The organism is Streptomyces sp. WG7 (assembly GCF_049975785.1).
Classification (GTDB): domain Bacteria; phylum Actinomycetota; class Actinomycetes; order Streptomycetales; family Streptomycetaceae; genus Streptomyces.
Window position 1 is genome coordinate 66,053 of the sequence record NZ_JBNGGE010000011.1, and the last position, 24,422, is coordinate 90,474.

Here is a 24,422-nt window from a genome sequence, read left to right on the forward strand (position 1 = left end):
CGGTGCCGGTCATCCCGCCATCCGGTAGACGCGCCGGGCGGTGCCCGACCACACCTCGTCCCGCTCGGGCGCGGTGAGCGAGGCGGTCAGCTCCCCGGTGACGGCGAGGACGTCGCGGTAGCGGGCGGCGAGGGTGCTCACCGGCCAGTCGGAGCCGAACATGAGCCGCCGTGGGCCGAAGGCGTCGAGCACCGTGTCGGCGTACGGCCGGAGGTCGCCGACGGTCCACGACCGCCGGTCGGCCTCGGTGACCATGCCGGACAGCTTGCAGACCGTGTTCGGCAGGGCGGCCAGCGCACGCACCTGCCGGGCCCACGGCTCCCGTCTGCCCGACGCGATCGGCGGCTTGCCGAGATGGTCGAGGACGAAGGTGAGTCCGGGGACGGCGGCTGCCGCCCTCGTGGCCGACGGCAGCTGGTGCGGGAGGACCACGAGGTCGTGGACGAGTCCGGCCGCCGCGACCGCGCGCAGCCCGCGCAGCACCTCGGGCCGTGTCAGCCAGTCCGGGTCGGACTCGGCCTGGACCTGGTGCCGGATGCCGCGCAGGAACCCGCCGCCGGGCAGTGAGCGCAGCCGCGCCAGTTCGTCGGCGACCCCGGGTGACGTCAGATCGGTCCATCCGACGACCGCTCCGACCACGTCGCTGCCCGCGGCCAGCGCCAGCAGCTCCGGTGTCTCCTCGGGCACGGTGACCGTCTGCACGAGCACCGAGGCCGCCACGTCCGTCTCGCGGAGCTCGGCCTCGAACTCCGCGAGGGGGAACGAGCGCCGCAGCGGGGCGAGTTCCGGACCGGTGATCCACCCTTGGTCGCGAACTGCGAGGTCCCAGACGTGATGGTGGGCGTCGACGACGCTCATGCTCCTCCCCGGACCGGCACCGGTACCTCACCGGGCAACAGACCCCGCATCCGCAGGCCCTCCCAGACGGTGTCCGGGACGGGACGGTGGAACTGCTCGGCCGCGTCCCGGACCTGGGCGGCCGACCGCGCCCCGACGAGGACGGAGGCGACCGCCGGATGCCCGAAGGGAAAGCGCAGCGCGGCCGCACGCAACGGCACTCCGTGCGCCTCGGCGACGTCGCGCATCCGCACGGCCCGGCGCAGGAGGCCGGCGGGAGCCGCCGCGTAGTCGTAGGTGGCACCCGGCGACGGATCGGCCAGCAGCCCGGAGTTGAAGACACCGCCGATGATCACACTCTTGCCGGCCGCCGACGCGGCGGGCAGCAGGGTGTCCAGCGCGCCCTGTTCGAGAAGGGTGTAGCGCCCCGCGCACAGCACGGCGTCGACGTCCGTTTCCGTCAGGAAGCGCGTCAGCATCCGCGTCTGGTTCATTCCCGCGCCGATCGCCCGTACGACCCCCTGCGACCGCAGCTCCTCCAGTGCCGGATAGGCCTCCCGGAACGCCTGCTCCTCGTGGTCGTCCGGGTCGTGCAGCAGGACGAGGTCGACGCGGTCGAGCCCGAGGCGGGTGAGGCTGTCCTCCAGCGAGCGGCGCACACCGTCGGCACTGAAGTCCCACTGCCGCCGGTGGGTGGCCGGTACGGCGAAGCCGTGGGCCAGGTCGTCGCCGCCGCCGTCGTGCGGGACGAGCACTCGTCCCACCTTGGTGGACAGGGTGAACTCGTCGCGGGGCCTGTTCCTGAGGGCCTCGCCCAGTCTGCGTTCCGACAGGCCGATGCCGTAGTGCGGGGCGGTGTCGAAGTAGCGGACGCCCGCCTCCCAGGCGGCGTCCACGGCAGCCGCCGCCTGCTCCGCGCCCACGTGCTCGTAGAGACCGGCGACGGCCGCGGCGCCGAACCCCAGGGCGGTGACGGAGACATCGCCGCGACCGAGGGTGCGGCTCGGCAGCGACGGGGCGGCACCACCGCCGTCCGGCCGCTTCACCGTCCCTCCGGCCGCAGCCGCAGGCCCTGCATCCCGCCGTCCACCGCGAGCGCGGTGCCCGTCACCGAGGCGGCGGCCGGGCTTGCCAGGTACACGATGGCCGCGGCGACCTCCTCGGCGGTGACCAGCCGGCCCATGGGCTGACGGGCGTCGAGCGCGGCCCGCTCGGCGACCGGGTCCGCCGCCCGGGCGAGGAGGCGTCCGACCCAGGGGGTGTCCGCCGTACCGGGGTTGACGCAGTCGACGCGGATGCCCTCCCGGACGTGGTCCGCCGCCATGGCCAGGGTCAGCGACAGGACCGCGCCCTTGCTCGTGCTGTACAGGGCGCGCTGCGGGAGTCCGGCCGTGGCCGCGATCGAGCAGGTGTTCACGACGGCGGCGTGCGCGGAGGCACGCAGGTGGGGGAGGGCGGCGCGAGTGGTGCGGACCATTCCGAGGACATTCACGTCGAGGACCCGGTGCCACTCGGCGTCGTCGTGGTCCTCGACCGTTCCCACCGCTCCGATGCCGGCGTTGTTGACCAGGATGTCGATGCCCCCGAGGTCCTCGGCGGCGGCGTCGACGGCGGACCGTACGGAGGCGTCGTCGGACACGTCCGCGAGGTACCCGCGCAGGGGCTTGTCGACGCTCGACGGATCGAGGTCCAGCACGGCTACGCCGGCGCCGCGGGCGGCCAGCAGACCGGCGGTGGCCCTGCCGATGCCGGACGCGCCGCCGGTCACCAGGGCTTTGAGTCCGGACAGTTCGCTCATCGGTTCGTCCTCTCCTGCGGTTCGGCGAGGTCGTTGGCGTCGTCGACCCAGAAGGTGCCGTGCGGGTAGCGGTAGGCGGCGATCGACGCGGCGCGCATCTGCGAGGAGAAGCCGGGCGCGGTGGGCGCCACGTAGTGCCCGTTCGCGAGGGTGACGGGGTCCTCGAAGTGCTCGTGCAGGTGGTCCACGTACTCGATCACGCGGTCCTCGGTCGTACCGGTCAGCGCCACGAAGTCGAACATCGACAGGTGACGCACCAGCTCGCACAGGCCGACGCCGCCGGCGTGCGGGCAGACCGGGACGCCGTACTTGGCGGCGAGCAGCAGGATCGCCAGGTTCTCGTTGACGCCGCCCACCCGGGCCGCGTCGATCTGCAGGACGTCGATCGCCTCGGCCTGCAGCAGCTGCTTGAAGACGATGCGGTTCTGGACGTGCTCACCGGTGGCGACCTTGACCGGGGCGACTCCCTTGCGCACGGCCGCGTGCCCGAGGACGTCGTCGGGGCTGGTGGGCTCCTCGATCCAGTACGGGGCGTATGCGGCCAGCGCGTTGGTCCACTCCACGGCCTCGGCGACGTTCCAGCGCTGATTGGCGTCGACGGCGATCCGGACGTCGGGGCCGACGGCCGCGCGCGCCGCCCGCATCCTGCGGACGTCGTCGGTGAGGTCGGCCCCTACCTTCAGCTTGATCTGGGTGAAGCCGTCCGCGAGCGCCTGTTCGGCGAGCCGGACCAGCTTCTCGTCGGAGTAGCCGAGCCAGCCGGGAGAGGTGGTGTACGCCGGGTAGCCGGACTCCAGGAGCCGGGCCTCGCGCCCGGTGGCGCCGTCCTTGCCCCTCCGGAGCAGCGCCACGGCCTCCTCGCGGGTGAGGGCGTCCTCGATGTAACGGAAGTCCACCTGGTCCGCGAGCCATTCCGGTTCGGCGTCGGAGAGGAGCTTCCACACCGGCTTCCCCGCGCGCTTGGCCGCCAGGTCCCACACCGCGTTGACGACGGCGCCGATCGCCATGTGCATCACGCCCTTCTCGGGGCCCAGCCAGCGCAGCTGGCTGTCGCCGACCAGGGCCCGGCAGACCGACCCGGGATCGGCGCACACCGCCTCGACGGACAGGCCCACGACGTGATCGCGCAGCGCCGTGATCGCCACGGCCTGCACGTCGTTTCCGCGTCCGATGGTGAAGGCGAACGCGTGGCCCTCCAGCCCGTCACCCGCGTCGGTCCGCAGGATCACGTACGCGGCCGAGTAGTCGGGATCGGGGTTCATCGCGTCGGAGCCGTCGAGCTCGCGTGAGGTGGGGAAACGGATGTCGATCACGTCGACTTCGGTGATGCGCGCCGCGGTCATGGTCGCTTCCCCACTGGAATCAAATAGGATCCTGTCGCTCTGATGGTGTGGCAGGTCCGATCGCCTCGTCAAGACCTGCGTCTCGACCGACCGCTTGCGGGCTGCTCGGACTACCCGCGTCACAGGACGGTGGATCCCATAGGATTTCGCGCTCCGGAGGCCGTCACTCGTGCTCGGCTCAGTCGAGAAGGCCGGCGACCAGTGCGGCGAACTCGTCCGGGGTGGCCAGACGGATGCCGAGCTGTTCGGCCTTGGCCTGCTTGGAACCGGCCCCCTCGCCGGCGACGACGAGCGTCGTCTTCTTCGAGACGCTGGAGGAGGAGCGCCCGCCGGCCCGCTCGATGAGTTCGTTCATCTCGTTGCGCGAGAGCTTCTCCAGACTTCCGGTCATCGCGCCGGTGACCACGACTCTCATTCCCGCCAGCGGACCGCCCTCCACCGCCGCCACGGGCGTATCCTCGCCATCGCCTTCGGCACCGGTGGCCGGGGGCGGTGTGGCACCGGGCTCGGTCATGTTGACGCCGGCGGCGGCGAGCTTGTCGATGAGCGGGGCGAGTTCGGCGATCTCCGCGACGATCGAGGGAGCCTTCTCCGACCCGATGCCCTCGACCTGCTGCATCGCGTCGGCGTCGGCGGCGCGTATGCGGTCCATGGTGGCGAAGTACCGGGCGATGCGCCGGGACATGGACCGGCCGGTGCCCCGGACGCCGAGCGCGCACAGCACCCGTGACAGCGGCTGCTCCTTGGCCCTGGCGATGGCGGCGAGCAGGTTGTCGGTGCTGGTCTCACCCATCCGCTCCAGGCCGAGCAACTCCTCGCGCCGGAGGGTGAACAGGTCGGCGAGGTCGGCGGTGAGACCGGCCTCGACGAGCTGGACGACACGCGTGGTGCCCAGGCCCTCGATGTCCAACTGGTCACGGCCCGCGGCGTAGGCGAGAGAGGCGACCAGATGGCAGTTGCGGCCCTGCGCGCAGCGCCAGCGCTCCTCGCTCGTGTCGATGTCCGACCCGCAGCGCGGACACAGCTCGGGGAAGACGATCGGCTGCTCCTCTCCCGTGCGCAGATGGGCGACCGGGGCCTCGACGCGGGGGATGACGTCGCCCGCGCGGTGGACCATGACGGGGTCGCCCAGCCGCAGACCGCGACGGGTGATGTCGGCCGGATTGTGCAGGGTGGCGTAGGTGATCGTGGAGCCGTCTATGACCACCGGTTCCAGCACACCGCGCGGGGCGATGATGCCGGTGCGGCCGACGTTCCACTCCACCTCCAGCAGCCGGGTGATCTTCTCCACGGCAGGCAGCTTGTAGGCGATCGCCCACCGGGGTGCCCGGGACCCCGATCCGGCGGCCCGCCGGTCGTCGGCGAGGTCGGCCTTCACGACGATGCCGTCGATGCCGAACGGCAGTTCGGCGCGCAGCGCGGCGATCTCCCGCACCCGGGCCACGACCTGTTCCGGCGTCTCGACGACGACGTCCGGCACCGCCGTCGCGGCGCTGGTGTGCACACCGAGCCCGGCCGCCGTCGACATCAGTTCGCTGTGGGCGAGTCGCTCCAGTCGCCCGGCGAGCGCCGCATCGGTCTCGGGCAGGGGCAGCATGCCGTACCCGAAGAACGTCATCGGGACCGTGTAGGCGCGCTCCCTCGCCCGCAGGGTGCCCGCGGCCGCGTTGCGCGGGTTGGCGAACGGCTGCCCGCCATGACCTGTCCGCACCTCGTTGGCGTGCTCGAACTGGGCCGTCGTCATGAGGATCTCGCCGCGCATCTCCACGGTGACCGGCTCGGCCAGCGTCTCGGGCAGCCCCTCGACGGTGCCGATGGCATGCGACACGTCCTCCCCGGCCGTGCCGTCCCCGCGAGTGATCAGCCGGGTGAGGCGGCCACCGCTGTAGCGGGCGGCTACCGCGAGCCCGTCCAGCTTGGGACCCACGCAGAACCGGGTGACCTCCCGGTCCAGACGCCGGGCCAGGGACGCCGTCCAGGCGGTGAATTCCTCCGGTGAGAACACGTTGTCGAGGCTGAGCATCGGCACCGTATGCGGAACGTCACCCTCGGCAGCGCCGCCGGCGACCTTCCCGGTGGGGGAGTCGGGCAGCACCGCGTCGGGGTGCTCGGCCTCCCACGCCGCGATTCCTCTCGCCAGCCGGTCGTAGGCGTCGTCGTCCAGTGGCGAGGAGCCGCCCGCGTAATAGGCGGCCGCCGCACGCGCGGCGTCCTCGACCGCCTGTGCGTAGGCGGCGGCGTCCACGATCACTGCTGCAGAAGTCGTCATGAGTGCATCTTGCCGCCCACCACTGACAATCGGTCCGGGCACCGGCCTGCCGCATCGTGAGACGACGCCGGGTGGGGGAATGGCCGGAAGCAGTACGTCGTTGACACCTGTCATGCCCGCATCCTCCGTACGGCCCGCAGCATCCCGCATGCCGCTCGCCGTCTACATCCTCGGCCTCTCCGTCTTCGCGCTCGGCACGAGTGAGTTCATGCTCTCCGGACTGCTGCCGCCCATCGCCGACGACATGGCCGTGTCGATCCCGCAAGCAGGTTGGCTGATATCCGCGTTCGCGATCGGCATGGTGGTCGGCGCGCCCCTGCTCGCGGTCGCGACCCTGCGGCTGCCGCGGAAGATCACGCTGGTCGCGCTGATCTCGGTCTTCGGCCTCGGCCAGTTCGCGGGGGCGCTGGCGACGACGTACGAGCTGCTGTTCGTCTCGCGGGTCGTGAGTGCCCTGGCGTGCGCCGGCTTCTGGGCGGTGGGCGCCGCCGTCGCGATCGCGATGGTGCCGAAGACCTCACGCGCCCGTGCGATGGCCGTGATGATCGGCGGTCTGTCGATCGCCAACGTCCTCGGCGTCCCGGTGGGCGCGTTCCTCGGCGAGCACCTGGGATGGCGGTCCGCGTTCTGGGCGGTCGGCGCGGCGTCCGTCGTCGCGCTCGTGGGAGTCGTGACCCTGATCCCGCGTATCCCGGTGCCCGAGCGGCGGCCCCGGCTGAAGGGCGAGCTGGCGATCTACCGCGACCGTCAGGTGTGGCTGTCCATCGTCGTGACCGCGCTCGCGGCCGGCGGCGTGTTCTGCGCCTTCTCCTACCTCGCGCCACTGCTCACCGATGTGGCCGGGCTGGCGGACGGCTGGGTGCCGACGGTGCTGGCGCTGTTCGGCATCGGCGCGCTGATCGGCACGACGATCGGGGGCCGGGTCGCCGACGCGCACCTGTTCGGCGTGCTGCTCTCCGGCATCACCGCCTCGACCGTGCTGCTGGCCGCGCTGGCGCTGTTCGCGTCGAGCCCCGCCGCCGTGATCGCCCTTTCGCTGCTGCTCGGCGTCTCCGCCTTCTACACCGCGCCGGCGCTCAACGCGCGCATGTTCAACGTCGCCGGCGCCGCGCCCACACTCGCGGGCGCGACGGCGACCGCCGCGTTCAACCTGGGCAACACCGGCGGCCCCTGGCTCGGCGGCACGGTGATCGACGCGGGTCTCGGCTACGCCGCCACCGCCTGGGCGGGCGGAGCGATGACTCTGGTCGCGATCGCCTTCGTCGCCGTCTCGCTGCGGCTGCACAGCCGGTCGCGCATCGTGACGGGCTCCATGGCCGCCGAGCCGGCGGGCGCGGAGGCCCAGCGGGTGTGATGCCTGCCGGAGCGCGGAAGCGCCACGTGTGAACACCCGCAGGGCGGGGTCGTAGCACAGAGGTGATGCGCCGCGACAGCGTCTCGGAGGACGCCGGTTCGAATCCGGCCGCCCCGCCCCCTTCTCGACCGCACGGTCACTGCGGCCGCACGTGCTCGGTGACCGGACCGGACTCACGCGCTCGGTGGCCGCACCGAACTCACCGCTCGCCGTGCGACGCCCGGATCACCGCCCGCGCCGGTCCCACTCCGCACCCGGTGGGACTCCCAGTGGCGTCAGCGGCGGGCGTTCCGGGCTCCGTGCAGGATACGCAGGAGTCCGATCTCCGCGACGTTCTTGGTCAGTTCGACGTTGACCCAGCCCGCGACGTCCGCCAGGGACATGCCCGCGCCCCAGGGCAGGGTGGCGGTCCTCTCCGTGGAGTCGAGTTCGGCGTCGGTGAGGCCGTCCAGCCGCGACCGCCACTGCTGGTGCAGTCCGCGCAGCCACTCCACGGCGCCTTCGGCGGTGCCCGGCCAGAAGACCTCCTCGTGCTCCGACGGCGCCGGGTCCTGGAAGCAGTGGCGGAGTGTGGCAGTCCACCAGTAGCCGATGTGCCAGGTGACCCATCCGATGGTGAGCGCCGGCACCGGGTCGGGCTCCGGCACCTGGAAGTCGGCGACCCACCGTCCCTGCTCGTCCGGCCGGACGGTCCAGTGGTACGGGCCGGGCGCCCACAGGCACTGGGCATCGTCCAGACCGTCGGCGTGGTACTCGAACAGGGCCCAGACGACGTCGAGCTGACGGAGCAGCAGATCGGTCCGGGGTGTACTCATCCTCGGTGTGCCCTTTCCTCCCCGTGGCCTCGGGGCACGGACCACGCGTTGCGCCCCCGGACCACCGTACCTGTCGGTGTCGCCCACCCGCCGTGACATTCAGGACCGCACGGCAGACGTCGACGGGCGACAGGCCGGCCATCCGCACCGGTATCCGCATCCACGCGAGAACCCGCCCCGTTCCCGCGCCCCTGGACGGTCCCGCCGAGGTCCGCCGGGTGCGACGCCGGTGACCTGCTGACCTGCGTCGGCTGCCTGCGGCAACGAAGTGCGGCGTACATCCATCTCTGTCCCCTACACCCGGGGGAGAGGAGCACGGCGGCTCACTACACCCACTGGAGTACGCCAGTCCAGACCCAGGGTCGGATCACATGCCTCAGACCCCGGGTGAGTATGGAAGCGCACCCCGGTCAGCGTCTCCGCCTTCCCCCATGTGCCGGGTCTTCGTCCTGCCAGTAACCCGAAGGATTGGTCCCAGGTGGCTACGTTCCTCTATCGACTCGGCCGACGCGCGTTCCGGCGCCGCGGCCTCGTCGCCCTGCTCTGGGTGGCCATACTCGTGGGCGCCGGTGTCGCCGCGTCCACGGCACCCGCCCCGCCCGAAGACTCCTTCTCCATGCCCGGCACCGAGTCCCAGAAGGCATTCGACCTGCTCGACGAGCGCTTCCCGGCCGCCAGTGCCGAGGGCGCCACCGCACGCGTCGTGATCCGCGCCCCCGACGGCGGGAAGATCTCCGACCCGGCCGGCAAGGCCCAGGTCGAGGAACTGGTGACGGCCCTCGGTGACGGCCCGCAGGTCGCCTCGGTGGCCGACCCGTTCGAGGCGGACGCCGTCAGCGAGGACGGTACGACCGCGTACGCCTCCGTGACGTACAAGGTCAACGCCATGGAGTTGACCGACCAGGCCCGTGACTCGCTCGTCGCCGCCACCGACGACGCGCGCAGCGACGGCTTCACCGTCGAGACCGGCGGTGACGCGGTCGTGGCCGAGCAGGAGATAGGCGGCACCGCCGAGCTGATCGGCATCGGCGTCGCCGCGATCGTGCTCCTGCTGACCTTCGGCTCGCTCGTCGCGGCCGGCATGCCCCTGCTCTCGGCGATCATCGGTGTCGGCATCGGCATCTCCGCCATCGGGGCGCTCGGCAGCACGCTCGAACTCTCCGCCACGACCTCCACCCTCGCCATGATGATCGGCCTCGCGGTCGCCATCGACTACGCCCTGTTCATCGTCTCCCGCTACCGCGCCGAGATCGCCGAGGGCCGCACCCCGGAGGACGCCGCGGGACGCGCGGTCGGCACCGCGGGCTCCGCGGTCGTCTTCGCGGGACTCACCGTCATCGTCGCCCTGGCGGGCCTCGCGGTGGTCAACATCCCGATCCTCACCAAGATGGGCCTCGCCGCGGCGGCCACGGTCGGCATCGCCGTGCTCATCGCGCTCACCCTCACCCCGGCACTGCTCGGCTTCGCGGGCAGGAAGGCGCTCAGCCGCAAGGACCGCAAGGCGCCCGCCGGACAGCAGAACGCGTCCGCCAGGCCGAAGCTCGGCACCCGCTGGGCCCGGTTCGTGCTGCGGCGCCCGGTGACCGTGCTGCTGACCGCGGTGCTCGGCCTCGGTGCCGTCGCGGTGCCGGCCGCGAGCATGGAGCTGGGCCTGCCCGACGAGGGCAGCTCCGCACCCGACACCACGCAGCGCAAGGCCTACGACATGCTGTCCGAGTCCTTCGGCGCCGGGTTCAACGGCCCGCTGATGGTCACCATCGACACCCGCGACGCGGACGACGCGAAGGCCGCCGCCGACACCGTCGGCAAGGAGATCACGGGCCTCGGCGAGGCCGCCGCCGTCACCCCGGCGAACTTCAACGAGGCGGGCGACACCGCCGTCCTCACGGTCGTACCCAAGACGGGGCCGAGCGAGGCGGCCACCGAGTCGCTGGTGGAGGACATCCGTTCGCTCTCCGGTGACATCAGGGCCGAGACGGGCGCGACCATGCTGGTCACCGGCGCGACCGCGATGACCATCGACTTCTCGCAGACCCTGGACGACGCGCTCATCCCGTATCTGGCCCTGGTCGTCGGCCTCGCCTTCCTGCTCCTGATGCTGGTCTTCCGCTCGATCCTCGTCCCGCTCAAGGCGGCCCTGGGCTTCCTGCTCTCGGTGGCCGCGGCGCTCGGCGCGGTGGTCGCGGTGTTCCAGTGGGGCTGGCTCGCCGACCTCTTCGGGGTGGCCCAGCCGGGCCCGATCATGTCGATGATGCCCATCTTCATGATCGGCGTGGTCTTCGGCCTGGCCATGGACTACGAGGTCTTCCTCGTGACGCGCATGCGTGAGGCGTACGTCCACGGATCGTCTGCCGCCGACTCCGTCACCACGGGATTCACCCACGGCGGCCGGGTCGTCGCGGCGGCCGCGGTCATCATGATCAGCGTCTTCTCCGGCTTCATCCTGGAGGACGACAGCATGATCAAGATGATGGGCTTCGGCCTCGCGATCGCGGTCCTCTTCGACGCCTTCGTGGTCCGTATGGCCATCGTGCCGGCCGTGCTGGCCCTGCTCGGTACCAAGGCCTGGTGGCTGCCCAAGTGGCTGGACCGACTGCTGCCGAACGTCGACGTCGAGGGCGAGAAGCTCCACAAGGAGCTCGGCGACACCACCGCGCCCGCCGGATCCCCCCGCGAGCCGGAGACGGCCGGAGTCTGACACCCACCTGTACGGCCCCGGTGACCTGGATCCCAGGCCACCGGGGCCTTCGCGTGCCGCGGGCGTCTCCCCCGTGCGGGGGAGACGCTCCCCGCCTGCGGGGGATCTGCCGTGACTCTTCGGCGGCTGTACTGGAGCGGTCGGCAGGAGACGGACGGACGCCGGCCGTGCCGGGGCACAGCCCGCTGCGGCCGGGCCGGGGAGGGAGACCAGGATGAGTGTCTGGAGAAAACGCCTGCTGAAGGCGGCGGTCATGGGGGTGCTGTCCCTCGCGGTCGTGCCCGCGGCGCCGGGCACGACGACCGCTCGGGCGGCAGCCGTGACGGCGGCCGACGAGGGGGGCGGGCAGCGGCAGGGCGACGTACTCGACGCGCTGCGGGCGCTGCCGGGGCTCAGGGTCGTCGAGGAACGGCCGGGGGCCGAACCGGGATACCGGTTCTTCGTCCTCGGCCTGCGCCAGCCCGTCGACCACACCGATCCATCGGCCGGCACCTTCGAGCAGCGCCTCACCCTGCTCCACAAGTCGACGGACCGCCCCACGGTGCTCTTCACCACGGGGTACGAGGTACCGCTGTCGCCGCGACGGGCCGAGCCGACCGTGCTGCTCGACGGCAACCAGATAGGCGTCGAGCACCGCTTCTTCGGCACCTCGCGCCCGGCGACCGTCGACTGGTCCCACCAGACCGTCCGCCAGGCCGCCGAGGACCACCACCGTGTGGTGTCGCTGTTCCGCGGGCTCTACCGCGGTGCCTGGATCTCGACGGGCGGCAGCAAAGGCGGCATGGCATCCGTCTACCACCGCCGTTTCCACCCCGATGACGTGGACGGCACCGTCGCGTACTCCGCGCCGAACAACGTCGACGACCGCGAGGACTCCGCCTACCTGCGGTTCCTCGACACCGTCGGCTCCGCCTCCTGCCGCGACGCCCTCGAGACGGTGCAGCGGCAGGCCCTCCTGCGCCGCGAGGAGATGGTCGACCGCTACGAAGCATGGGCGGCGTCCACCGGCAGCACCTTCCGCATCGTCGGCAGCGCCGACAAGGCCTTCGAAACGGCCGTGCTGCGCGCCCCGTTGATGTTCTGGCAGAACCGGGGCGCCTCCCACTGCCCCGACGTCCCCGCGCCGGACGCGACGACCGAGGAAATCTACCGCTGGCTGGACGCCACCGCGCTGCTCTCCGCCTACTCCGACCCGGTCCTGGAGGAGCACGTCCCGTACTTCTACCAACTCGGGACCCAGCTCGGGTACTTCGACGTCCAGACCGCCCATCTGGTCGGCCTCCTGCGTCACCCGGACGCCGTTGAGCCCCGCAACTTCGTCCCCCGGGACATCCCGATGCGCTTCGACCGCCGTGCGATGCCCGACATCGACCGCTGGGTCCGTCGGCACGGGAGCCGCCTCCTCTTCGTCAACGGAGACCAGGACCCGGCCGTCGCCGAGCACTTCCGCGTCGGCCCCGGCTCCCGCGACTCCCGCGTCCACTGGGCGCCCGGTGTCAACCACCACGTCGGCATCGCGGACCTTCCGCCCACCGCCCGAGCCGACGCCACGGCCGCCCTCCGCCGGTGGGCCGGTGACCCGGCCGACGCAGCGGGCTGACGGGAGACGAGATCCTCAGAGGTCCCGGGCGGCGTCGGCCGGCGCTTCGCCGAGGCTGCTGTCGGTCAGCCGAGCGTGGTACCGCAGTGGCGTGCCGCAGGGGAGTCGGAAGCGCTCGGGGCCGGCGGGGGCAGCCCCGCTCCCGCGCCGGCCGCGGTGCCGGGGCCCGCGGCGCGGTCGCCCAACACGGTGGACTCCACAGGAGTCCGACCGCGCCCCCCCGTGCCCGCCCCCTCCCCGGAGACGGGCACGGGCGCGTCCTACCCGAACGCCTCCTTCCTGAGGACATCGAGGAGGCCCGGGACGCCTTCCGTGGTGCGGACGTCGACGAACGTGCGCAGATGGCGCCCGGACAAGTCGCCCACCGCGTGGCGCAGCAGCACGTTCGCGAGATCGGCGCGTGCGGTGTACCGGCCGGGCAGGCGCGCCTCGGCCACGTGGTAGTCGCTCACGACCGGGGCGTCGAAGAGCCCGGCGGGGCGGATCACGGTCCAGTCGCGGTCGGTGCCGGCGAGCAGGGCCTCCATGCGCCGCATGTCGTCGTAGACCGTGCGGCCCAGGAAGCCGGTGACGAAGGGTTCCAGCACTTTGCGGAAGAGCAGTGACTCGCCCGGAGCGGGCACGCCGAAGAGCACGGTGGAGGTCACACAGACCAGGCGCCGTACGCCGTGCCGCGTCATGGCCTTCACGATGTGGGTGGCACCGTCCGAATAGACCGTCACGGGGGCGCGGCCGTAGGGCGCCCCGAGCGTGGAGACCACCGCCTCCTGTCCCGCTACGGCGCGTGCGACCGCGTCCGGGTCACGTACGTCCGCGCGCACCACGTGCAGCAGTGGATCGCTCAGCGGGAACGCGCCGGGCCGGCGCGTCACGGCGGTGACGCTGTGACCCTCAGCGAGGGCCTGCTCGGTGGCCAGCCGTCCCGTGGGTCCGTTCGCCCCGAAGATCACGAGTTTCATGTGGCTCTCCGTCCAGATCGGTGATCGGTGGTGCCGGCGTACCGGCTTCGCTGTTCCTGCACCGTTCAAGAGGCGGCGGGGAGACCGAATGTGACACCGGCGGTCCGGGGAGGGGCAGGGAACTGTCTCCGGCCGGATGTCACACTCCGCGGGGCGTTCGCATCTTAGGGAGGAGTGGCCGAACCAGGAGGTGTGCCATGCGGGAGGGGCCCGAGGACGTGGCGGCGGACGGCACGGTGGACGCGGCGACACAGGTGTTCGTCGACCATCGCGAGCTGCTGTTCTCCGTCGTCTACAACATGCTCGGGAGTGTCGCGGACACCGAGGACGTACTCCAGGATTCCTGGCTGTCGTGGGCGGACAGGACGCGTCGCTCCCCGCAGGCGGCCATCGGCAATCCGCGGGCGTACCTCGTGCGCGTGGCGGTCAACCACGCGCTCGCCCGGCGGGCCGGCATCCGGCGGCGCCGCGAGACCTACGTGGGGCCGTGGCTGCCCGAACCGCTCGTCACCGAGGACGTCGCCGACGCGGCCGATCAGGCGTTGCGTACCGAGTCGGTGTCGATGGCGCTCCTCGTGGTGCTGGAATCCCTCAGTCCACTGGAGCGGGCGGTGTTCGTCCTCCACGAGGTGTTCGGATACGCCCACCCGGAGATCGCCGACATCCTCGACCGCACCCCGGCCGCCGTGCGTCAGCTCTCACACCGGGCCCGCGCGCACGTCCGGGCCCGGCGTCCCCGCTTCCGTACGCGCCCGCACCTCCAGCAGCAGGTGACCGAGCGCTTCGTGGCTGCGGCCCTCGGGGGTGACCTGGCCACGCTCATGGAGATCCTGGCCCCCGACGTCACGCTGTGGACGGACGGCGGCGGCAAGGCACGTGCGGCCCTGCGGCCCGTTCACGGACGCGACAAGGTGGCACGCACGCTGGCCGGCTTCGCCTCCCGGCCGCCGGAAGGCCTGGACGTGCGGTTCCGCAGCGTGAACGGCGACCCCGCCGCGGTGGTCTTCACCGGCGATTCCCCGTACGCCGTCATGGTCGTGGACCTGCCTTGGGAAGGCGGCCAGGTCTCCGGCATCTACCTCGTCACGAACCCCGACAAGTTCTCCGGGCTTCGCGACGAGGTCAGGGACCGACGGAAACCGAGCCCCCGGCGTCGGCCTCTCCCGCCGGTCTGAACTCCACGGCGACGACGCCGTCGACGCGGCGGCAGTGTTCTTCCAGCGCGGGGACGGACACGTGGTCGGGGAGCCGGCCGCTGAGGACGACATGTCCGTGCGTCACATCCACCTGCACCGACGAGGGAGCCAGACCCAGGGCGTTGACCAGGGCCTCTTCGATGATCTCGGTTCGGATCGCCCGGTCCGTGCGCAGGAAGACCCGCAGCAGGTCGCTTCTGCTGACGACCCCGATCAGCCGCCCCGCTTCGTCGACGACCAGGAGCCGCTTGATGCCGTGCCGGGCCATCACACGGGCGGCGTCGACGACGCTCCAGCTCTCGCGGGCGCAGACCGCGGGGGAGGTCATGAGGCCCGCCGCGTCCGTGGCGGACGCCTTGCCACCGTCCGGCCGGGACCGCTCCTCGTACGCGGGGGAACGGTCGGAATCCGTGCCCCACATCTTCTGCAGGAGGTCCGCCTCGGACACCACCCCCACGGGACGGTTCTCCTCGTCCACGACGGGCACCGCCGTGATGTCGTACTCCTGCAGCAGGTGTGCGATCTCCTTGAACGGTGTGCCGCGCTGGACGCGGACCACGGCGTCGCTCATCAGATCGCACACCTTCTGGTGCTTCATTAAGGGTCTTCTCCTCCGCTGCCGGCCTGTGTCGACCGGCGTTCGTCCTTCTTGTCCGTGAAACGATCCGCCGCCCGCGGGAGTGCCCCTGTGTCACGTACGGGGACTGATGAGCAGCAGGGCGATGTCGTCCTCGGGGGCGGGCGCGTGCCGTACGAGGGCGTCGGCCATGGCGTCGAGGTCGGTGGGGTCGGCGTGTTCGAGGAGCCCCGCGAGGGCCGCGATCGCGTCGTCGAGGTCGACTCCGGGGGCTTCGACGAGTCCGTCGGTGTAGAGGGCGAGCACGCTGCCGGGCGGCAGGCTGAATTCCAGCGCCGAGTAGAGGGCGTCGGGCTCGATGCCGAGCAGCAGTCCGGGTGGTATCCGCAGGAGTTCGGTGCGTCCGTCGGCATGGCGCACGAGAGGGGGCGGGTGGCCGGCGGTGGCCAGGCAGGCGCGGTGCGTGGCGAGGTCCAGGTGGACGTAGACGCAGCTGGTGAACAGGCCGGGGTCCAGGTCGGTGAGCAGGCGGTTGGTACGGGCCAGGACGTCGTCGGGGGTCGCCCCCACGGTGGCGTGGGCGTGGACGGCGGTGCGCACCTGTCCCATGAGGGCCGCGGCGTCCACGTTGTGGCCCTGCACGTCGCCGATGGTGGCGCTGGCCGTGTGCTCGTCGAGGCGGATCAGGTCGTAGAAGTCGCCGCCGATGCCCAGGCCGCGGGCGGCCGGAAGGTAGCGGGCGGCGACCTCGAGGCCGGGCACACGGGGGAGGGTGTGCGGCAGCAGGGCGGACTGCAGGCGGTGGGCGAGGTGGTCCTTGGCGTCGTAGAGACGGGCACGGTCCAGTGCCTGCCCGACCAGTCCGGCCAGTGAGGTGAGAGCGGCTCGTTCGCCGGGCGGGAAGGCGTGGGGCCGTTGGTAGGCGATGAGGAGGGAGCCGATGGGGCGGCCGGACGAGATCAACGGCAGAACGGCCCATGCGGCCATCCCGTCCTCGTGCACGGTGGCCGGGTAGGCGCGCTGCATGTCGGCGAAGGACGCGAAGAAGCCCGGGACACCGGTGGCGAGAACGTCGGCGCCGGGGATGTCCGAGCTCAGGGGGACGGCGTCGAACCTGTCCATGATCTCGGTGCGGTAGCCGCGGTGGCCGAGGATCTTCAGGCGGCCGTCCTGCGCGGTCATCAGCACCATGGCCTGCGCCCCCAGTGCGGGCAGCAACTGGTCGGCGGTCTGCTCGACCACGTCCTGGACACCGACGGCCTCGGTGAGGGTGGAGGCCAGATGCATCAGGTGGTACAGAACGGCGGCGCGGCTGGGGCCGGCGGTCGGTACGGAACCGGGCAGGGGGGCATCCTCGGCCGGGCTGCCACGCGCGATGCGGACGCTGAGGCCGGTGGCGTCCGGGTACAGCTCGAAGGCCAGCCAGGTCTCCGGGGGGCGTAGGACGGTGAAGGCCTGCGGCCGGCGGCTGACCATCGCGGCCCGGTAGCGGTCCTCGACGTGGGGGACGTCCATCCACGGCAGCGCCTCCCACGGCAGGGCACCCACCAGGTCGTCCCGGCCGGCACCGAGGAGGTCGGCCGCGGCCGGGGTGAGGAAGGTGATGCGTCCGTTCATGTCCAGCGAGCAGTACCCGCCCGGCAGGCGGTCGACGAAGGCCGACAGGGTGGTCGCCTCGCTGGGGGAGGGAGTGCGCCGGGCCGGCGGCGGCAGGGTCCGGGGCCGGTCCGCGGGCAGCAGCGGATCGCCGCGGTCCGCCGCCTGCTGCAGGAGCCCGCCCAGGCGGCGGCAGCCCCTCTGGATGACGTCGCGTTCCTCGGGGCTCAGCTGCGCCGAATGCGTCCCGGGCCACAGCAGCACCAGCCCGCCCCGGAGGGTGGCATCCGACGCGAGCGGAGTGGCCGCCAGCGCGAAGTCGTACGGCAGTACCAGCGCCGGCCGCGGATACCGGCGCGCCATCTCCTCCCGGCCGCCGACCCATACCAGGCGCCGCTCGCGGACGGCGTCCGCCACCGGCATCGGATCGGTCAGCGCGACGCGCATCCACGGAGTGGCGAACTCCTGGGGGACCCCCGCGACCAGGACCTGCCACAGGGCGTTGTCGCCCGGCGGCAGCACGTACAACAGCCCTCCGAACGCCCCGCTCTCCCGCACCACGGCAGCCATTGCGGCGTCCATCAGATGTCCGCCCGAATCCGCGCCGGCTCCGGCAGGGCTGCTCGACGCCAGCCACACCGAACATCACGCATATGAGGACACTACGCCCGTCTCGTCGTGATGGCATGCGGGGTGCGCCGGCGTGCGGCCGGGGCCGGTGGCGCGCGTGCGGGGCCGCCGTGGCGCTCATACGCTGGTGTTGCTCGGGGCTTCCTGTGGAGAGGTGCGTCCATGCCCCGGTCGATCTGGAGCGGTGCCATCTCGTTCGGCCTGGTCACGGTGCCGATCCATGTGGTCGGCGCGACCGAGGACCACAGCATCCGGTTCCACCGGTACCACCTGGCGGACCAGGGCAGAATCCGGACCCGCAAGGTCTGTGAGCTGGAGGACCGGGAGGTCGGCTCCGACGAGATCGGCAGGGGCTACGAGCTGACCAGCACGCAGATCGTTCCGGTCACCGACGAGGACCTGCGCGAACTGCCGCTGCCGGCCGCGAAGGCCATCGAGATCGTGGCGTTCGTTCCGCTGTCGTCCGTGGATCCGATCAGGATCGGCGACGGTTACTACCTGCAGCCGGACGGCCAGGTGGCCGCGAAGCCCTACAAGCTGCTGCGCCAGGCGCTGGCGCGGTCGTCGAAGGTGGCGGTGGCGAGGTACGCGTGGTCGGGCCGGGAACGGCTGGGCCTGCTGCGGGTGCGGGACGAGGCGATCGTGCTGCACGCGATGCGCTGGCCCGACGAGGTCCGTGATCCGTCCTCCCTCACACCGCCCCCGGTCGACGTGTCCGAGGAGGAGATCGAAGGCGCGCTCGCGCTGATGGACACGATGACCCGCGACGACCTGGAGGGGGATGAGTTCCAGGACACCTACACGGACGCCGTCGCGGGGCTGATCGAGGCGAAGCGCGAGCACAAGGCACCGCCGGCGGCGCCGGAGAGGGAGGAGCAGCCGGGTCAGGTGCTGGATCTGATGGCCGCCCTGCAGGAGTCCGTCTCCAAGGCGAAGGAGTCCCGGGGCGAGGGCGGGCACGCGGAGGTGCACGAGTTGCCCGGGCCGAAGAGGAAGGCCGCGGCCGGGAAGACGCCGGTCGAGAAAGCACCCGGCAAGAAGTCCGCGGCGAGGGGGACGGCCGCGAAGCGGACGACCGCGAAGAAGGCCCCCGCCCGCAAACCGAGAACCGCCTAGGTGTGCTGTCCCGGGACGGAGGGCTGCCGGCGGATCCGGCTGGTCGGGGGCGAGCGCGCGTCCTTGGAGGGGAACGGCGCCGGAGCCGGAGCGTCTCCGGGTGCCCCGGCCCGGGACCCGTCGTCGCAGGAACCGTCGTCCCAGAACCCCGGCCGGATCGCGTACCCGTCGATGTGGCGTACGGCTTCGGGGCCGGCCGGCGCATGCGAGAGCCGACGAGTGGGCGGTCACCGGGCGGTGGCCGGCCCGGAACGACGGACGGACAGGGCCTCGGGCCCCATCCGCGTTCCGGGTCCGCGACCGAGGAGGCTCACAGGCCCGCACGGGTGAAGGTCACATGTGTCACTCCGCTGGGCGAGGAGGTGGCCTCGACCCGGTAGTTCTTCTCGAGGCCCTCCAGTCCGTCCCAGAGGCGTACGCCTCGGCCGAGCAGGATCGGGACCACCACGACGTGCATGTGGTCGATGAGCCCGGCGGTGAGGAAGTCGCGGATCACGGTGGGCCCTCCGCCGATGCGGACGTCCTGGCCGCCCGCGGCCTCGCGAGCCGCGTCGAGGGCCTTGTCGGGCGCGGCGTCGAGGAAGTGGAACGTCGTGCCGCCCTCCATCTCGATCGACGGGCGCGGATGATGGGTGAGGATGAAGGCCGGGGTGTGGAACGGCGGGTTGGGCCCCCACCACCCCTTCCATTCCGGGTCCTCGTGCCATCCGGGGTGGCCGAATTTACGGGCGCCCATGATCTCGGCACCGATCCCGGGTGCGAACTTCCGTGCGAAGGCGTCGTCGATGCCGCCGGTCCCGCCGGGCCGGCCCGTCATCTCGTGCCACCACCGGGTGGCGAACATCCACTCGTGCAGCCTTTCGCCGGCGTGGCCGAACGGCTCCTCGTGGCTCTGGCCCTCACCGGTGCCGAAGCCGTCGAGCGAGACGGAGAAGTTGTGGACGCGGCAGAGTGACATGACTGGCGACTCCTTACCTTCCGCCGGCCGAGCTTCGTCCGAGCGGCTCGGCCACGCAGCGATGACGGCCGCCCCGATGCCGTGACGCCCCATGCCCATTCCTCCCAGGTCTCATGGACCAGCGCAATTCATGCGGGCCCGAGCGGTCCCGGGCCGCCGGCGCCGGTCGCCCGCGCGGGCCCGCCCCGGCAGATCCAGGCGTGGTGCGGACGCCCCGGGGGAGCGCGGCGGCTCCTGTCCGTGCCACGGCTCCTCCCGCGACCACAACCGCTACCGGGTCGCCGTCCGCTCCTCCGGCCCCCTGGACCGCTCGTCCGGAAACCCGGGCTTCCGCCGCGCCGGCGACGCGGTCGGGCCGGCGGCTCCACCGAGTACGCCCCGTCCCTCGGCGATGAGCTCCGCCAGTTCGGCCGGGCCGACCAGGCCGCGGGTGGCGGGGCCGAGGGGGACCATGACCACCACGACGTCGGACTCGGCGAGCAGGCCGGGCATCCGGTCGTTGCCGCCGACCCCGTCGGGCCGCGGACCGGTGGGGACGGGGGCCGTGGGGTCGCACCGAACCGCGCGCACCCGCAGGCCGGCCGCCTGGCACAGCCGGGCGACCTCGGTGCCGGTCTCGCCGAACCCGATGATTCCCGCCCGGCGACCGGTCAGCGTCGTACCGAAGGGGGTGCGGGGGGCGACGGCCGCGTTGTGCCACCGCCCGGCGCGCAGCGCGCGGTCGGCGCCCAGCACGGCACGGGCATGCCGACCGAGTCGAGCAGGGGAGGATCCCGGAAGGTCACGGGAGTCACGGCGAGCGACATCGACGATGCGTTCGGAGGGGCCCGCCATGCATGGCCGTCCCCATATGTAGTCGGCGTTCTCATTCATGGGTATCCAGTAGGAGGCACGGCCTGGTGCGGTGTCAACGGGCCGGCCGGTCCGGCACCGGGGTGAGCAGGACGCCCTCGGTCATGAACCGCCGCACGTTGCGCAGCGCCAGGTCGGCCATGGCCGCACGCGTCTCCCGTGTGGCGCTGGCGATGTGCGGGAGCAGCACCACCCGGTCCGAATCCAGCAGCGCCCGCGGCACGTTCGGTTCGTCGGCGAAGACGTCGAGTGCCGCCCCCGCGATCCGTCCCGCCCCGACCGCCGCGACCAGCGCCGGCTCGTCGACGACGCTGCCCCGTGCGACGTTGACCAGATAGCCGCGCGGGCCGAGCGCGTCCAGTACCGCTTCCGAGACCAGGCCCCGGGTGCCCCGGCCTCCGGCGACGGTGACCACGAGCGCGTCGCAGGCCTCGGCGAGGGCCTGCGCGGTGGGCAGGTGCCGGTAGCCGGCATCGGGCACCGGGACGCGCGAACAGTACGCGATGCCGGCGCCGAAGCCCTCGAGCCGGCGCGCGACGGCCCGGCCGATCCGGCCCAGCCCCAGGATGCCGACCCGCTTCCCGCTCACCCGGTCGGCGAGCGGGAAGGGCGCGGCGCCCCAACGTCCGTCGCGTACGTACCGGTCGGCGGCCGACATCCGGCGCATGACGTCGATCAGGGCGCCGACGGCGAGGTCGGCCACGCAGTCGGTGAGGACGTCCGGGGTGTTGCTGACATCGATGCCCCGGGCGCGGGCGCGGACGACGTCCGTGGTCTCGTGGCCGACGCCGAAGTGCACGATCGCCCCCAGCCGCGGCAGGGCGTCCATCAGGGCGTCGCTCACGCCGGTCCGCGCGCTCGTCACGGCCGCCACCACCTCACGTCCGTGATCGCGCAAGTAGGCGGCCGGGTCGGTCAGTTCCGGCAGGCGGACCGTGCGGTACTGCTCGGTCAGCGCGTTCTCCAGTGCGGGGAGCAGGGGGGACACCTGGAGGACGGTGCCCTGGGAGCCGGGGGCGGCAGGGGAGTTCGGCAAGGCGGGGCTCCAGTCGTTCGGTTGAGGGGTCGTCAGGTGCGGCGCCCGAAGCGTCCACGCGGGATCGGGTGCGGGGCGCGGGACCGGGTGCGGGGGATGTCCGGTCCTCCGTATGTCTTGACGCTGCCATTGCGCCGGTTTAGCTTCGGCGTTCACAGATACAGACCGAGTGCGCAAGTGTAGACAGCTCGGGGTGGCCGGCCCATACCCCGTGTTCGGAACGCGTCACATCAGCACTTCCCCGGAGACACGCGACGATGAAGCCCTCCGCCCCATCCCCCCGGCGCGCCGCACCAGGGCGGCCCCGCACGATCGGCGCGATCCTGCTGGCGGGCACCGTGCTCCTGTCCAGTGGGTGCGCCGTGGCCAACAGCGCGGGTGGCGACACCGGCCGCGCCGACGGCCGTACCCTGCGGGTGGTACTCACCCAGGAACCGCCGACCCTGGAACCCTGTGAGGCGTCACTGACCGGCACCGGAGTAGTCGTCCGGTCCAACATCACCGAACCCCTGGTCGAACGAGATCCCGCGTCCGGTGAGCTGCACCCCCTGCTGTCGACCGGCTGGAAGCAGACCACGCCCCGCACCTGGACCTTCGGCATCCGCTCCGGGGTGACCTTCCAGAACGGCGCGCCCTTCACCGCGAAGGACGCCGCTTTCTCCATCGACCGGGCGGTCAACTCCGACCTGGCCTGCAACGTCGAGGGCTACGTCTTCGGCGACGAGGACCTCCGGGTGGAGGCGGTCGACGACGGCCGACTGACCGTCACCACCGAGAAACCGGACCCCATCCTGCCACTGCGCCTGAGCTTCGTGGAGATCGTGCCCCGCACCACGGACACCGGGGCGAAAGTCCGTGTCCCGATCGGTACCGGCCCCTACGCCGTCCGCTCCTGGCAGCCCGGAGCGGCCATCTCCCTCGACCGCTTCGACGACTACTGGGGCGAGGCCCCCGCCTTCGCACGGGCCCGCTACGTCTGGCGCGGCGACGCCAGTGTGCGCGCGGCCATGATCGACAAGGGTGAGGCGGAGATCGCCGTGGCGCTGGACCCGATGGAAGAGGAGAAGGACACGACGGCCGCGTACCCCAACAACGAGACGACCGCGCTGCGGCTGGACGGCCGAGAGCCCCCACTCGACGACCTCCGGGTGCGCCGGGCGATCGACCTGGCCGTGGACCGCGAGGGCATCATCGACGCCCTGCTCGGCGGTCTCGCCGAACCGGCGGCCCAACTGGTCCCGCCCGGAGTGGTGGGACACGGCGACGGGATCGAACCGACCCGGCAGGACGTCGGCGAGGCCCGCGCCCTGGTGGAGGAGGCGTCGGCCGACGGCGTGCCCACCGGCCGGCAGATCACCCTCGTCGCCCGCAACGGCATGTTCTCCGGGGTGTCGGAGACGGCGGAGGCCCTGCAGTACCAGCTGCGGGAGATCGGCCTGAACGTCCGGGTCCGTATGGCCGACACCGCCACCCACCTCCAGTACCTGCTGCGTCCGCTGCCCGAGGACGTCGGCCCCGTCGCCCTGCTGGTCATGCACGGCAACCAGGCCGGTGACGCGGCCTTCACCGCCAGCCAGTACCTGCTGAGCGACGGCCCACAGTCGACGTTCGGCACGGAGCACCTGGACCGGCGCATCGCCGAGGCGGGCGCCCTCTCCGGCGAGCGGCGTCAGAAGGCGTTCGCCGGCCTCTTCGCCGAGCAGAACGACTCCGTCGTCCAGTACGCCCATCTCGCCCACATGAACGGGCTGCTGGGCCTGTCACGGTCGATCCGGTACGAACCGAACTCCGCCACCGGAGACGAACTGCGGCTGGCCGAGGTCCGTCCGGCCGAGGGGGCGAAGCCCTGACATGATCCCCTTCCTGCGCAAACGCGTGGTCTCCAGTGCCGTCCCCCTGATCTGCGTGGTCCTGGGCGTGTTCTTCCTGTCCCGGATGACCGGCGATCCCGTGGACCTCTACCTCCCCCTGAGCGCCACCCCCGAGCAGCGTGCGGAGTTCTCCGCCGCGCAGGGCTTCGACCTCTCGATCCCGGCGCAGTTGTGGAACTACCTCGTGGACGTCGCGCACCTGGACTTCGGCACCTCCCTGCGGACCGGGCAGTCGGCGGGTTCGATGGTGACCGACGCCTTTCCCGTCACGCTCCAGCTCGCCGGCGTGACCATGCTGCTGGCGATCACCGGAGCCGTGCTGGTCGGCAGCCTCGCCGCATACCGCCCCAACTCGCTGGTCGACAGGATCGCCAGCCTGCTGTCGATGACGGCCGCGAGCATCCCCGACTTCTGGTTCGCCATCATGGGCGTGCTGGTCTTCGGTGTGAGCCTCGGACTGCTGCCGACCTCGGGCACGCTCGGCGGCCCCGAGATATGGGTGCTGCCCGTCGCGACCCTGCTCATCCGCCCCTTCGGCGTGCTGGTCCAGGTGGTCCGCGGCAGTATGGTCACCGCGCTGTCCGCGCCCTACGTCAAGATCGCCCGGGCCAAGGGCGCCACACCCCGGCGAGTGGTCTTCGGCCACGCCCTGCGCAACGCCGTGACGCCGGTGCTGACCGTGGCGGGCGACCTGACGGTCGGCCTGGTCAACGGCGCGGTGATCGTCGAGACGATCTTCGGCTGGCCCGGCATCGGCAAGCTCATGATCGACTCGATCCTGCAGCGTGACTTCGCGGTGCTGCAGGCAGCCGTTCTCCTGACCGCGGTGACGATCTTCGTGCTCAACATCCTCGTCGACGTCTGCCACGCGCTGGCCGACCCCCGCGTACGTCAGGCGGTGCCGGCGTGAGCGAAGG

Annotated in this window: 19 protein-coding genes and 1 tRNA gene; 8 read left to right on the top strand and 12 right to left on the bottom strand. The window is 72.1% G+C overall.

Going from position 1 to position 24,422, the window contains the following annotated elements:
- Positions 1 to 9 precede the first annotated feature (9 nt).
- The 5 genes from ACP4J0_RS14350 to ligA form a co-directional block, all read right to left on the bottom strand.
- Positions 10 to 858: an amidohydrolase family protein gene (locus ACP4J0_RS14350; protein WP_426599049.1), complete on the bottom strand. Its 849-nt coding sequence runs from the start codon at positions 856 to 858 to the stop codon at positions 10 to 12.
- Entirely contained in the window at positions 855 to 1,847 is a 993-nt protein-coding gene (locus ACP4J0_RS14355) for an aldo/keto reductase (RefSeq protein WP_426599159.1), read from the bottom strand. The genes ACP4J0_RS14350 and ACP4J0_RS14355 overlap by 4 nt, the downstream gene beginning before the upstream one ends.
- 32 nt (positions 1,848 to 1,879) lie before the next feature.
- On the bottom strand, positions 1,880 to 2,635 hold the full coding sequence (locus ACP4J0_RS14360; RefSeq protein ID WP_426599050.1) for an SDR family NAD(P)-dependent oxidoreductase: 756 nt from the start codon (positions 2,633 to 2,635) through the stop codon (positions 1,880 to 1,882).
- Positions 2,632 to 3,978, bottom strand: coding sequence for an enolase C-terminal domain-like protein (locus ACP4J0_RS14365; protein ID WP_426599051.1), 1,347 nt, complete (start codon positions 3,976 to 3,978; stop codon positions 2,632 to 2,634). Before ACP4J0_RS14365 ends, ACP4J0_RS14360 begins: the two co-directional genes overlap by 4 nt.
- 178 nt (positions 3,979 to 4,156) lie before the next feature.
- Entirely contained in the window at positions 4,157 to 6,247 is a 2,091-nt protein-coding gene (gene ligA, locus ACP4J0_RS14370) for an NAD-dependent DNA ligase LigA (protein WP_426599052.1), read from the bottom strand.
- A gap of 148 nt (positions 6,248 to 6,395) precedes the next feature.
- On the opposite strand from ligA, the gene ACP4J0_RS14375 reads away from it, so the two are divergent.
- Both ACP4J0_RS14375 and ACP4J0_RS14380 read left to right on the top strand, forming a co-directional pair.
- Positions 6,396 to 7,601, top strand: a complete 1,206-nt coding sequence (locus ACP4J0_RS14375) for a Cmx/CmrA family chloramphenicol efflux MFS transporter (protein WP_426599160.1) — start codon at positions 6,396 to 6,398, stop codon at positions 7,599 to 7,601.
- Positions 7,602 to 7,644: 43 nt separating this feature from the next.
- Positions 7,645 to 7,719 (top strand) — tRNA-Leu (locus ACP4J0_RS14380).
- Positions 7,720 to 7,876: 157 nt separating this feature from the next.
- Here the strand turns inward: ACP4J0_RS14380 and ACP4J0_RS14385 are convergent.
- Positions 7,877 to 8,416, bottom strand: coding sequence for a DinB family protein (locus ACP4J0_RS14385; RefSeq protein WP_426599053.1), 540 nt, complete (start codon positions 8,414 to 8,416; stop codon positions 7,877 to 7,879).
- A gap of 478 nt (positions 8,417 to 8,894) precedes the next feature.
- On the opposite strand from ACP4J0_RS14385, the gene ACP4J0_RS14390 reads away from it, so the two are divergent.
- Together ACP4J0_RS14390 and ACP4J0_RS14395 are read left to right on the top strand one after the other, a co-directional pair.
- Entirely contained in the window at positions 8,895 to 11,114 is a 2,220-nt protein-coding gene (locus ACP4J0_RS14390) for an MMPL family transporter (RefSeq protein WP_426599054.1), read from the top strand.
- A 214-nt stretch (positions 11,115 to 11,328) separates the two neighbouring features.
- The gene (locus ACP4J0_RS14395; RefSeq protein ID WP_426599055.1) at positions 11,329 to 12,714 is read left to right on the top strand and encodes a S28 family serine protease; all 1,386 of its coding nucleotides are present in this window, start codon (positions 11,329 to 11,331) and stop codon (positions 12,712 to 12,714) included.
- A gap of 260 nt (positions 12,715 to 12,974) precedes the next feature.
- On the opposite strand, the gene ACP4J0_RS14400 is transcribed toward ACP4J0_RS14395, so the two are convergent.
- Positions 12,975 to 13,673 carry an NAD(P)-dependent oxidoreductase gene (locus tag ACP4J0_RS14400; protein WP_426599056.1) on the bottom strand — a complete coding sequence of 233 codons (699 nt, stop codon included), beginning with the start codon at positions 13,671 to 13,673 and terminating at the stop codon, positions 12,975 to 12,977.
- A gap of 197 nt (positions 13,674 to 13,870) precedes the next feature.
- On the opposite strand from ACP4J0_RS14400, the gene ACP4J0_RS14405 reads away from it, so the two are divergent.
- A complete protein-coding gene (locus ACP4J0_RS14405; RefSeq protein ID WP_426599057.1) occupies positions 13,871 to 14,848 on the top strand; it encodes an RNA polymerase sigma-70 factor in 978 nt (325 codons plus the stop codon).
- On the opposite strand, the gene ACP4J0_RS14410 is transcribed toward ACP4J0_RS14405, so the two are convergent.
- Together ACP4J0_RS14410 and ACP4J0_RS14415 are read right to left on the bottom strand one after the other, a co-directional pair.
- Positions 14,796 to 15,467 (bottom strand): CBS domain-containing protein, encoded by a 672-nt coding sequence (locus tag ACP4J0_RS14410; protein ID WP_426599058.1) that lies wholly within the window; start codon positions 15,465 to 15,467, stop codon positions 14,796 to 14,798. The genes ACP4J0_RS14405 and ACP4J0_RS14410 overlap by 53 nt on opposite strands.
- Positions 15,468 to 15,560: 93 nt before the next feature.
- Complete coding sequence (locus tag ACP4J0_RS14415; protein WP_426599059.1) at positions 15,561 to 17,624, bottom strand: SpoIIE family protein phosphatase; 2,064 nt, start codon at positions 17,622 to 17,624, stop codon at positions 15,561 to 15,563.
- A 210-nt stretch (positions 17,625 to 17,834) separates the two neighbouring features.
- Here ACP4J0_RS14415 and ACP4J0_RS14420 point away from each other — a divergent pair, with 210 nt between their 5' ends.
- A complete protein-coding gene (locus ACP4J0_RS14420) occupies positions 17,835 to 18,788 on the top strand; it encodes a Ku protein (RefSeq protein WP_426599060.1) in 954 nt (317 codons plus the stop codon).
- Positions 18,789 to 19,098: 310 nt separating this feature from the next.
- Here ACP4J0_RS14420 and ACP4J0_RS14425 read toward each other — a convergent pair whose 3' ends face one another.
- From ACP4J0_RS14425 to ACP4J0_RS14435, 3 genes are all read right to left on the bottom strand, one after another.
- Positions 19,099 to 19,746: a dihydrofolate reductase family protein gene (locus tag ACP4J0_RS14425; RefSeq protein WP_426599061.1), complete on the bottom strand. Its 648-nt coding sequence runs from the start codon at positions 19,744 to 19,746 to the stop codon at positions 19,099 to 19,101.
- 270 nt (positions 19,747 to 20,016) lie between these two features.
- Positions 20,017 to 20,481, bottom strand: coding sequence for an NAD(P)-dependent oxidoreductase (locus ACP4J0_RS14430; protein ID WP_426599062.1), 465 nt, complete (start codon positions 20,479 to 20,481; stop codon positions 20,017 to 20,019).
- Positions 20,482 to 20,653: 172 nt separating this feature from the next.
- Entirely contained in the window at positions 20,654 to 21,634 is a 981-nt protein-coding gene (locus tag ACP4J0_RS14435; protein ID WP_426599063.1) for a 2-hydroxyacid dehydrogenase, read from the bottom strand.
- A 257-nt stretch (positions 21,635 to 21,891) separates the two neighbouring features.
- On the opposite strand from ACP4J0_RS14435, the gene ACP4J0_RS14440 reads away from it, so the two are divergent.
- The gene (locus tag ACP4J0_RS14440; RefSeq protein ID WP_426599064.1) at positions 21,892 to 23,484 is read left to right on the top strand and encodes an ABC transporter substrate-binding protein; all 1,593 of its coding nucleotides are present in this window, start codon (positions 21,892 to 21,894) and stop codon (positions 23,482 to 23,484) included.
- 1 nt (position 23,485) lies between these two features.
- The gene (locus tag ACP4J0_RS14445; protein ID WP_426599065.1) at positions 23,486 to 24,415 is read left to right on the top strand and encodes an ABC transporter permease; all 930 of its coding nucleotides are present in this window, start codon (positions 23,486 to 23,488) and stop codon (positions 24,413 to 24,415) included.
- The last annotated feature ends 7 nt before the right edge of the window (positions 24,416 to 24,422 follow it).